Annotated in this window: 8 protein-coding genes; 7 read left to right on the plus strand and 1 reads right to left on the minus strand. The window is 53.6% G+C overall.

The annotated features are described in order from the left end of the window. The first annotated feature begins 61 nt into the window (after positions 1-61). The 3 genes from HZU72_RS18000 (at position 62) to HZU72_RS18010 (ending at position 3,417) form a co-directional block, all read left to right on the plus strand. Complete coding sequence (locus HZU72_RS18000) at positions 62-475, plus strand: arsenate reductase ArsC (RefSeq protein ID WP_138800552.1); 414 nt, start codon at positions 62-64, stop codon at positions 473-475. A gap of 24 nt (positions 476-499) precedes the next feature. After that, positions 500-2,200, plus strand: a complete 1,701-nt coding sequence (locus HZU72_RS18005; RefSeq protein WP_180094601.1) for a methyl-accepting chemotaxis protein — start codon at positions 500-502, stop codon at positions 2,198-2,200. A gap of 155 nt (positions 2,201-2,355) precedes the next feature. Then, entirely contained in the window at positions 2,356-3,417 is a 1,062-nt protein-coding gene (locus HZU72_RS18010; protein WP_235976164.1) for an SLC13 family permease, read from the plus strand. Positions 3,418-3,466: 49 nt separating this feature from the next. Here HZU72_RS18010 and HZU72_RS18015 read toward each other — a convergent pair whose 3' ends face one another. Next, positions 3,467-4,654: an acetyl-CoA C-acyltransferase gene (locus tag HZU72_RS18015; RefSeq protein ID WP_180094603.1), complete on the minus strand. Its 1,188-nt coding sequence runs from the start codon at positions 4,652-4,654 to the stop codon at positions 3,467-3,469. Positions 4,655-4,780: 126 nt separating this feature from the next. On the opposite strand from HZU72_RS18015, the gene HZU72_RS18020 reads away from it, so the two are divergent. The 4 genes from HZU72_RS18020 to HZU72_RS18035 all read left to right on the plus strand — a co-directional run bounded on the left by HZU72_RS18020 (position 4,781) and on the right by HZU72_RS18035 (position 10,125). Then, complete coding sequence (locus tag HZU72_RS18020; protein WP_138800556.1) at positions 4,781-5,350, plus strand: TetR/AcrR family transcriptional regulator; 570 nt, start codon at positions 4,781-4,783, stop codon at positions 5,348-5,350. A 186-nt stretch (positions 5,351-5,536) separates the two neighbouring features. After that, the gene (locus tag HZU72_RS18025) at positions 5,537-7,207 is read left to right on the plus strand and encodes an AMP-binding protein (RefSeq protein WP_180094605.1); all 1,671 of its coding nucleotides are present in this window, start codon (positions 5,537-5,539) and stop codon (positions 7,205-7,207) included. Positions 7,208-7,307: 100 nt separating this feature from the next. Next, complete coding sequence (locus HZU72_RS18030) at positions 7,308-8,075, plus strand: SDR family NAD(P)-dependent oxidoreductase (protein ID WP_180094607.1); 768 nt, start codon at positions 7,308-7,310, stop codon at positions 8,073-8,075. 244 nt (positions 8,076-8,319) lie between these two features. Further along, the gene (locus tag HZU72_RS18035) at positions 8,320-10,125 is read left to right on the plus strand and encodes an acyl-CoA dehydrogenase C-terminal domain-containing protein (RefSeq protein ID WP_180094609.1); all 1,806 of its coding nucleotides are present in this window, start codon (positions 8,320-8,322) and stop codon (positions 10,123-10,125) included. Positions 10,126-10,289 lie beyond the last annotated feature (164 nt).

The following is a 10,289-nucleotide window of genomic DNA, read 5'->3' on the forward strand; positions in this document are numbered from 1 at the left end:
ATTGCCGTCATGAACCCGGCGTAGAGTGACAGCCACTAACTACATAAGAGGCTGTTTATTTATGACGAAGCGCCGCGTGTTGTTCCTCTGCAATGCTAACTCTGCACGGTCTCTGATGGGGGAGGCGTTGCTTCGCCATTTGGCAGATGACCGTTTTGAAGCGTTTAGCGCCGGTTCTGAGCCCGATGAGCCCCATGCACTGACACTAGAAGCGTTGCGCAAACACGGGCTTCCCACTGAGGGCTTGCGCAGTAAGTCGTTGGATGAGTTTGAAAGCGAGACCTTCGATTTTGTCATTGTGTTGTGCGATAAAGCCCAGCAAGCCTGCCGCGATTGGCAAGGGGAGGCGGGCGAAGTTCTATCCTGGGATATTCGTGACCCTCGCTTGATCGGCAAGTCAGATGCTTATGAGCAGGCATTACTAGAGATTCGTCGGCGCCTGCAGCTCTGGCTGCCCCTCCACACATCTGATTAACCTTACTGAAAGGGGCGGGTCGAGATGAAATGGATTAATAACTTAAGCGTCAAGGCAAGCTGGACGCTTGTATTAGTCGCCTTTAGCGGCCTGGTAGTCGTCATTGGCGCACTGGGTTTGTTCGCCAACCATTTTGGCCGTGAGGCATTTACATCGCTTCATGAACGGGACATGGCACAAATTAGTCAGCTCAATAGCGCCTATACCCAGCTGTTGCGTGCGCGTATTCAGATGAACCGTGCAGCGGAGTTAATTCGTACCCCTTCGTTTGATCGACCTGACCCTCTGATAGAAGAAGCCCAGCGGTTGCTTGATGAGGCGTCCGAGAACTTCACTCAATTTACAGCGAGTGAATTTGATCAGGATCAGCAGTCGTTTGTCGAGCAGTTAGCTTCGAACTTTCAATCATTTGTTAACAATAATCTCAATCTTCAGATGATGATGCTTGAAGAGCGCGACATATCAGGTTTTTTCTCGGGCGAGTCGCGAGTGGATGATAGTAGCGAGCACTTTGTGGCAAGCGCCGAGGCTTTTATTGGCGCTTCCACTCAGCGGGGTAATGCCTTACTTATGCGCTTTGAGCAGGTCTCATCGCTACTTTTTTGGGGCGTGATTACAGCGCTTGGCGCTGCGCTGTTGGTAGTGACGGTAGTGGTATGGGGCGTGCGTAAAAACGTGCTTCGCCCATTGAAGAAAATCACTGGGCACTTCCAGCGCATTGCTAACGGAGACCTGTCGGCGCCAGTAACAGCGCACTCAAGTAACGAAATTGGTCAGCTATTTAGTGAGCTGGATAAGATGCAGCACTCGCTGACGGCCACGGTGAATCGTCTTAATGCGAGCAGCCAGCAGGTATATAGCAATAGTCAGGAGATGACTGAGCAGAACCAGCTTTTGGCGACCCAAACCGACACTCAAGTGGCAGCATTGCAGCAAATGGCAGCGAGCTTGGAACAGCTAACCGCCACGGTGAATCAGAATGCTGAAAGTGCGGCGCATGTTAACCAGTCAACGGCAGATGTGTCCCAAAAAGCGCAGCAGGGTGATGAGGTGATTAGCCAGTTTATTGCCACCATGGAGGCGATAAATAGTCACTCCGAAGAGATTCAAAGCATTATTCGCATGATTGAAAGCATTGCTTTCCAAACTAATATTTTAGCGCTCAATGCATCGGTTGAAGCCGCGCGTGCCGGTGAGCACGGTCGTGGGTTTGCGGTGGTCGCCAATGAGGTGCGTGCGCTGGCAACGCGCAGTGCCAGTGCCGCCAGTGATATTCGCTCACGTATTGAAGCGTCGAGTGCGAGCGTCCAGCAAGGCAGCATATTGTCTCAGCAGGCTGGTGAACATACACGGGCGATCATGCAAGCAGCGAGGAATGTGGACACGCTGATGACGCAAATCACCCATGCCTCTGAAGAGCAGCGGCGAGGGATTGAAGAGGTCAACCACGCGGTTGCTCAAATCGATACCACTACCCAAGATACCATGCACTTAGTCAATCAGGCGGCCCAGAGCGCGGAAGTGCTGTCCCAGGAAGCCTTGCAGATGCGTGAATATGCCGGTCAATTTAGTGTGGTGGAGAGTGCCATTGAACCAGGCTTGTCTGGTATGGATAAAAATCAAACTGACTATCCCGAATGGGAGCAGCTCAGTCATCAAGAGGTCGCCTTACCGGATGACCATGGGCAAGCCCGTCGTCAGGCGGGATTATTGGCTTCCGCCTAGTATTCTGGATGAAGGAATTTAGCTTTACTCCTGAGCTTACAACGCTATCATGCGATTTTCTCTGAGCGTCATGTAGCGTGTTAGCAACAAAGTGGTTAGTGACACCCTTTAGCTTGTTTTTTCAGCGTTTTCTAAACGACCCTATGCTGCTCTCAATGAGTATCCTATGGGTCGTTTTGTGTTGGCTGGAGCCTCAGTCACTGAGTGAAATGGCTGACCGGGTTCACTGGACAACCCTTGCAGTGTTAACCGGTCTAATGCTGCTCAGTCGCGTGTTGGAACTGAGTGGTTATTTAACGCTCTGGGGTCGTCAGTTATTAGCTCTACTGAGTGGTGAGCGCCGACTTGCGGTCGGTTTGATTCTGTTTTCGGGGCTTCTCTCCGCGATAGTCACTAACGATGTGGCGCTGTTTATTGTGGTACCACTGACGCTTAGTCTGGCGGGAATGGCAACACTGCCGATTGAACGCTTGATTGTGTTTGAGGCGCTGGCTGTGAATGCTGGCTCATCGCTGAGCCCGATTGGTAATCCGCAAAACCTCTATTTATGGCAGCTTTCAGGCATTCGCTTCGGCGACTTTTTATGGGTGATGTTGCCGCTTGGGGTGGGCTTGATGCTGTTGCTCTTACTTCTTGTTCCCTTGGCATTTCCGAAAGCGTCAATACACTTGGAAGCAGTTTCTGCTATTACGGCTAAGCGTCGAAGGACCCCGTTATGGGCGGCGCTTATTGGCTACCCACTTTTTCTGATCGCGGTAGACATGGGATGGGCGTTACCGGCGCTAGTCGGCGTCTTGCTTGCGATGTTATGGGTGGCTCGACGGGCGGTGTTCAGTATTGATTGGCTGCTGCTGATAGTGTTTGTATTGATGTTCGTAAATCTAAGTGTCATCGGTGAGCTGAGCGTTGTTCAGCAGTTTGTACATTCAATGCGCCAGTGGCCGGGTGGCGATGTTAGCGTCGGTGTACTCCTTTCACAGGTCGTATCCAACGTGCCAGCGACCCTACTGCTTGCCCAGCAGAGTGAGTGGCAGCCGCTGGCCTGGGGCGTTAGCGTGGGTGGCTTTGGTTTGGCGATAGGCTCAATGGCGAATTTAATCGCGCTACGTTTGGCGCGCCAGCCTGGGATTTGGAAGGAGTTTCATTATTGGTCGCTCCCCATGTTGGGGCTGGGCTGGCTGTTTTCCGCCGTATGGCTCAGCGCCCTGACGTGGTAATAGTGTCAGGGCGCTTCACAAGAGGCTATATTTTGTAATAGCGCACAGCTTAATCAATTAGCTCAACGGCGACGGCCGTTGCTTCGCCACCGCCAATGCATAAGCTGGCAATACCGCGTTTGCCGCCTTTGGTACGCAGGGCATGAATTAGCGTAGCGATGATGCGTGAGCCGGTAGAGCCAATTGGGTGGCCCTGAGCGCAGGCTCCGCCAAACACATTGACCTTGTCATGGGGAAGGCCCAAGTCATCCATGGCCATCAGTGTAACCACCGCAAAGGCTTCGTTAATCTCGAATAGGTCTACGTCATTCACGCCCCAATCGAGCTTTTTCATCAGCTTTTCAATCGCACCCACAGGCGCGATGGTGAATTCGCTAGGGTGACGAGAGTGAGTCGTGTGGCCTAGCATACGCGCTAGTGGCTTAATGCCTTGCTGATCTGCAGCTTCCTGACTCGCCAAGATAAGTGCCGAAGCGCCGTCGGAAATTGAGCTGGCGTTGGCGGCAGTAATCGTACCGTCTTTGGCAAAGGCGGGGCGCAGCTGGCGGATTTTGTCGAGCTTAGCTTGGAAGGGCTGCTCATCGTGTTCGACAAGGGTTTCGCCCTGGCGAGAGGTGACCATCACCGGTGCCATCTCTGCGCTTAAGCGGCCCGCGTTGGTGGCGGCCATGGCGCGCTCAAGAGACGCAATGGCAAAATCATCCAAGCGCTCGCGGCTGTAGCCACGTTGAGTAGCCACATCCTGGGCAAACACGCCCATTAGTTTGCCCGTTTCGGCGTCTTCCAGCCCATCCAAAAACATATGGTCTTTCAGTTCACCGTGCCCCAGCCGGTAGCCGCCGCGTGCTTTGGTGAGCACGTGTGGCGCGTTAGACATCGACTCCATGCCGCCAGCCAGCAAAATATTGCCACTGCCCGCCTTGATTAAATCGTGGGCAAGCATCGTGGCTTTCATGCCCGAGCCGCACAGCTTGTTAATAGTGGTGGCGCCATTGGCATCTGGAATGCCGGCTTGGCGCATTGCTTGCCGCGCTGGGCCCTGCTTCACACCGGCGGGCAGTACACAGCCCATAATGCCCTCGGTGATCAGGGCTGGGTCAATTCCCGCCTCTTCAATGGCCGCTTTGATGGCGACCGCGCCAAGCTGTGGGGTTGTCATATTTGCCAGGCTGCCCATCATGCCGCCCATCGGCGTGCGTTTGGCAGCGAGAAATACAACATCGGTGGCGTTGCTCATGGCCAATCTCCTTCAGGATTATTGTGATTATCATGTTAAGTGGTGGTTGATACGTTGACCCGTAGGCGGTGCTGTGGTTCTCTCCAGAGTAACCAAGCAAGCGCTAGTGTAAATAACATGAATGTAATGAATGCATCCCCTCGCCGCAAGGAACTGACGCGCCTCGCTGCTCAGCTATTCGTCCAAGAGGGCTTTGATCGCACGACGGTGCGTATGCTGGCGCAGGAAATGGGTATTAAGTCCGGTAGCTTGTTTCATCATTTTAAAGATAAGCAGGAAATCCTCGCTGCGGTCATTGAAGAGGGCACTCAAAATGCCTTGATGATTGCGCGCAAGGCGCTGGACGAGTGCGACGCAGAGCCTGAAGTACGCCTGCGTGCCATGGCGCGTGCTCATCTCGAAACCCTCTTCACCGACCGCAATGCCCATGTGGTGGCACTCTTTGAGTGGCGCCGACTCGATCCAGCGGCCAGTGCTCATTTGAGCCACTTACGCGATGCTTATGAGGCGCTGTGGGTCACTGTTATTGACGATGCTTTGGAAGCAGGCTTGATCCATGGTGACCGCTTTCTTGTCTCGCGTTTTGTTTTGGGGGCGCTGAACTGGACAGTGCGCTGGTACGACCCCAACGGGCCTCGCTCGCCTGATGACCTCGCGGACGAGCTGGTCGCCATGATTATGCCCACCTCTGCTTAATACTCTGACAACAGCCTCGACCAACGTCTAACGCTACAGCTTATATCAGTGCTTGCTCTCTGCGCCGTTTACTTTTAGCGTTGCTATTATCTTTTAGCTTACGTTAACGTCAACGGATAAATATAACAACATTGCTTGCGGTTATTCTCACTACGAGCTCATTTCCAATAACACAAGAGAGCCATCATGACAGCGACATCACAATCACTGCCCGACTATCACCACTACCTCGATAACTTTTCCGTGCATAGCGTTATCGCTCGCCTGGATGATCACCGAGATGGCCTACTAAATGCCTTTGAGGCCTGCTGTGGTCGTCATGTGCGCGCTGGCCGCGGCGATGTGCTGGCGTTGGTTCAAGAGGACTCTCAAGGTGATATGCATACCCTGAGCTACGCCGAGCTAGACGAGCAGAGTGCAAAGTTGGCAGGGTGGTTTCAATCCCAGGGGTTGGGTATAGGCGACCGCATTGCCTGCATGCTGCCGCGGTCACCACAGCTATTGATTGCAGTGCTCGCCACTTGGCGTATTGGTGCGGTCTATCAGCCGCTGTTTACCGCCTTTGGCCCCGATGCGGTGGACTATCGGCTAGGGCGTGCAGGTACCAAGTTGGTGATTACGGATCACGCTAACCGATATAAATTCGATGGCCTTAGCCAATGCCCTCCGGTACTGGCTGTGGGCGGGGCAACCAGTGAGCATGCCGGTGATCAAGACTGGCAGGCGGCGTTGACGCATACGTCAATGAGCGACAAGCCGCCGAGGCTCGCGCCTGAAGCGCCATTTCTGCAAATGTTTACCTCTGGCACCGTGGGCAAGCCGAAAGGCGTTGCCGTTCCACTGGCAGGGATGACTGCTTTTGCGATCTATATGGAGCTGGCCATTGACCTGCGTAACGATGACCGCTTCTGGAATATGGCTGACCCCGGCTGGGCCTATGGTCTCTACTATGCGATTGCCGGGCCTTTATTGCTTGGTGTGACGACCCATTTCTGCGAAGCAGGGTTTAGCGCCGAAGGTGCACTGGCGTTTATGAAGCGCCACCACATTACTAATTTTGCCGCAGCGCCTACCGCCTACCGTCTAATGAAAGCGTCAGGGCTATTTGATGACGCCCATGAAACGCTAGAGCTACGCGCGGCGAGCTCGGCGGGCGAGCCTCTAAATACTGAAGTAGTGACCTGGGTGGAGAAGTCGTTGGGATGCCCGGTTATGGATCATTATGGCCAGACCGAAACCGGCATGACGTGCAACAACCACCATGCCCTTGACCACCTCAAGCATGTGGGCGCAATGGGCGTGCCGATGCCGGGTTATCGCCTGGCGGTTTTGGACGCGGAGTATAAAGAGCTGCCTGCCGGGGAGCCAGGTGTCCTCGCTGTCGATATCAAAAACTCCCCGGCGCACTTCTTCCAAGGCTACACCTGGCAAGAGAAGAATCCCTTTGTGGAAGGCTATTACCTGACGGGCGATGTGGTTATCCGCAATGAAGACGGTACCTTTCAATTTGCCGGGCGTGACGACGACATTATTACCACCGCGGGGTACCGGGTGGGGCCAACGGATGTAGAGAATAGTGTGATGACGCATCCTGCGGTCGCCGAATCAGCGGCAGTGGGGCAGCCTGATGAGATTCGCGGCGAGGTCATCAAGTCGTATATCGTGCTCCGCGAAGGCTATGAAGCAAGTGACGAGCTTGCTGATGAAATCAAACAGCGAGTGCGCGAGCGGCTTTCGACCCACGCTTTTCCGCGCATTATTGAATTTGTCGATGAGTTGCCTAAAACCCCCAGCGGCAAGATTCAGCGCTTTAAATTGCGTGCCCAGGCGGTAGAAGAAGCCAAAGCAAGTCAATAGCCCATCAAGTGAGTAGCCAAATCAAATGAATAAAAAAGCGAGTGAATAAACCCACCACTATATATAGCAACCATTCATAACGGCCTTAGGGAATACGGAAATGCAGGTTAAGGAGAGTACCTTTTTAATTACCGGGGCTGCCTCTGGTCTTGGGGCGGCTACCGCTGAGCGCTTAGTCGCTGCAGGCGCTCGCGTCGTGTTATGCGACTTAAACGACAGTGTCAATGCCCATGCCCAGCAGTTAGGAGTCAACGCGCGCGCCATTCTGGCGGATATTACTTCAGGCAAACAGATGCAGCAGGCCGTAGATGCGGCGGTAGTGCTGGGTGGCGAGCGCGGGCTTTCAGGCGTGGTTCATTGCGCCGGGGTGGTTAGCGCGGCCAAGCTGGTTGATCGTGAAGGCAACCCGGCTGATTTAGAAAGCTATATGAAAACGATCAATATCAATCTGGTCGGCACCTTTAACGTTATGCGCCTTGCGGCTGCCGCAATGGCTAAAAACGCTCCTAGTGAGAGTGGTGAGCGCGGGGTTATCATTAATACCGCTTCCATTGCTGCTTTTGATGGGCAGGTAGGCCAGTGTGCTTATAGTGCCTCTAAAGCGGGTGTTGTGGGTATGAGCTTGCCAGCGGCGCGGGAATTGTCGCGCCATGCTATTCGGGTAATGGCAATCGCCCCTGGCGTATTTGAAACGCCGATGATGAGTGAAATTCCTGACGAGGCGGCCCAGGCACTAGCGGCGGCGGTACCTTTTCCTAAGCGTTTAGGTAAGCCAGATGAGTTTGCTCAATTAGCTGAGCAGATTATTACCAACCCCATGCTCAATGGCGAACTGATCCGCTTAGACGGTGGCATTCGCATGCAGTAACCAGGTGGCAAGTGGCTAAAAGAGAAATAAAACGACTCGTCTGCTTTTGGTTGACGAGTTTTTTTATTATTTGCACCAGCGGGTTATCGGTTGGGCGACCAAAGTTCTAGAGTGTTTTTGGGCTAAATTCAAACGCTCACTTGACTCTGAGGGGCGCCCGCGCTAATTTTCAAACATGTGTTTGAAAGCTCTCTGCCATTAAGAATTGTTTGGCTTTCAATCCCCCTTTCTTAGGAGAAGTGTGATGCCCAGCTATCAGGCCCCTATTCGTGATATGCGTTTCGTTATGGACGAGATGCTTGACTACCCTGCTCACTACGCGCGTCTGCCAAGCGGTGACGATGCATCGCCAGATGTTGTCAGCGCTATTTTGGAAGAGGGGGCACGCTTCGCCCGCGACGTACTACTTCCGATCAATCAGAGTGGCGATGAAGAAGGGTGCCTACTGGAAGGGGGGGAGGTCAAAGCGCCTAACGGTTTCAAAGAGGCCTACCAGCAGTACGTAGAGGGGGGGTGGCCGAGTCTGGCCGCCGATCCTGCTCATGGTGGTCAAGGGCTGCCGCCTTCATTGGCGATGCTGTTGTCGGAAATGATCTGCGCCACTAACTTGGCGTGGGGCATGTACCCAGGGCTCTCTCATGGTGCGGCAGACGCACTTCGCCATCATGGCACCGATGAGCAGAAGGCAACGTATCTCACCAAGCTGGTAGAAGGGGTATGGACGGGCACTATGTGCCTAACCGAGCCGCACTGCGGCACTGACCTAGGATTGATCAAGACGCGAGCAGTGCCCGCAGATGGCGATGCCTATGCGATTACCGGCACCAAAATCTTTATCTCGGCCGGTGAGCATAACCTGGCTGAAAATATCGTCCATTTGGTATTGGCAAAACTGCCCGGTGCACCGGAAGGCTCTAAAGGTATTTCGCTATTTGTAGTGCCTAAGTTCATGCCCGATGCCCAGGGTAATGTGGGTGAGCGTAATGGCGTCACCTGTGGTTCGCTCGAGCACAAAATGGGCATTCATGGTAATGCCACCTGCGTGATGAACTTCGATGGCGCAACCGGCTACCTGGTCGGGCCGCCCAATAAAGGGCTGGCGTGCATGTTCACCATGATGAACGCTGCACGTCTCGGGGTGGGTATTCAAGGGCTGGGTTTGATTGAGGCCAGTTTCCAGAATTCATTGAGCTATGCCCGTGACCGGTTACAGATGCGCGGCCTATCGGGCAAGCAGGCTCCTGAAAAGCCCGCTGATCCGATTATCGTCCACCCTGATGTGCGTCGCATGCTGCTTACCCAGAAAGCTTTCGCTGAAGGCGGGCGTATGTTGGTGCTTTATACCGCGCAAATGCTTGATGTGGTGGAGCATTGTGAGCCGGGTGAAGAGCGAGATCACGCTGAAACCCTGCTTGGCTTGCTAACACCTATTGTTAAGGCCTTCCTGACCGAAGTTGGTTTTGAAAGCACTAACGAGGGCGTACAGATCTACGGTGGTCATGGCTTCATTAAAGAGTGGGGCATGGAGCAATTGGTCCGCGATGCTCGCATTACTCGACTCTATGAAGGTACTACCGGTATCCAGGCGCTTGATCTGCTGGGCCGTAAAGTGCTCATGAGTCAGGGTGAATCGCTGAAGGTATTCACCAAAGAGATTCATAAGTTCTGTAAAGCTGAAGACGACAACCCTGCGCTTAAAGAGTTTGTCGGGCCGCTCGCCAAGCTGAATGCTGAGTGGGGCGAACTGACCATGGGCGTGGGTATGAAGGCAATGGAAGACCGCGAGGAAGTCGGTGCGGCGAGTGTTGATTACCTTATGTACTCAGGCTACGTCACTCTGGCGTACCTATTTGCACGTGCGGCCAAGCAGGCGTCTATTTCTCTAGAAGGTGACGAGAAGGCATTCTATGCCGCTAAATTGAATACCGCTCGCTTCTACTACCAGCGGCTATTGCCGCGCACCAAGGCTCATGCACAGATGATACAGGCAGGTGCTTCCAGCCTGATGGCCATCTCCAGCGAAGATTTTGGCTTGGGATTTGAAATTTAAGTAGCGGCTAAAATGTGAAAAGAGCACTCTCTGGTCAGGCGTTCTGATCGGTGGTTTGCGGCAGAAGGGTAGCCTTCTGCCGCTTTTTTATAAGCAATAACTTCTTTTACTTGCTATCTTATTAGTCAGGCCTTAAAGTACGCATCCGCTGCCGGGGACGCCAA

This window comes from Vreelandella sedimenti, from assembly GCF_013416325.1.
Taxonomy (GTDB): Bacteria; Pseudomonadota; Gammaproteobacteria; order Pseudomonadales; family Halomonadaceae; genus Vreelandella; species Vreelandella sedimenti.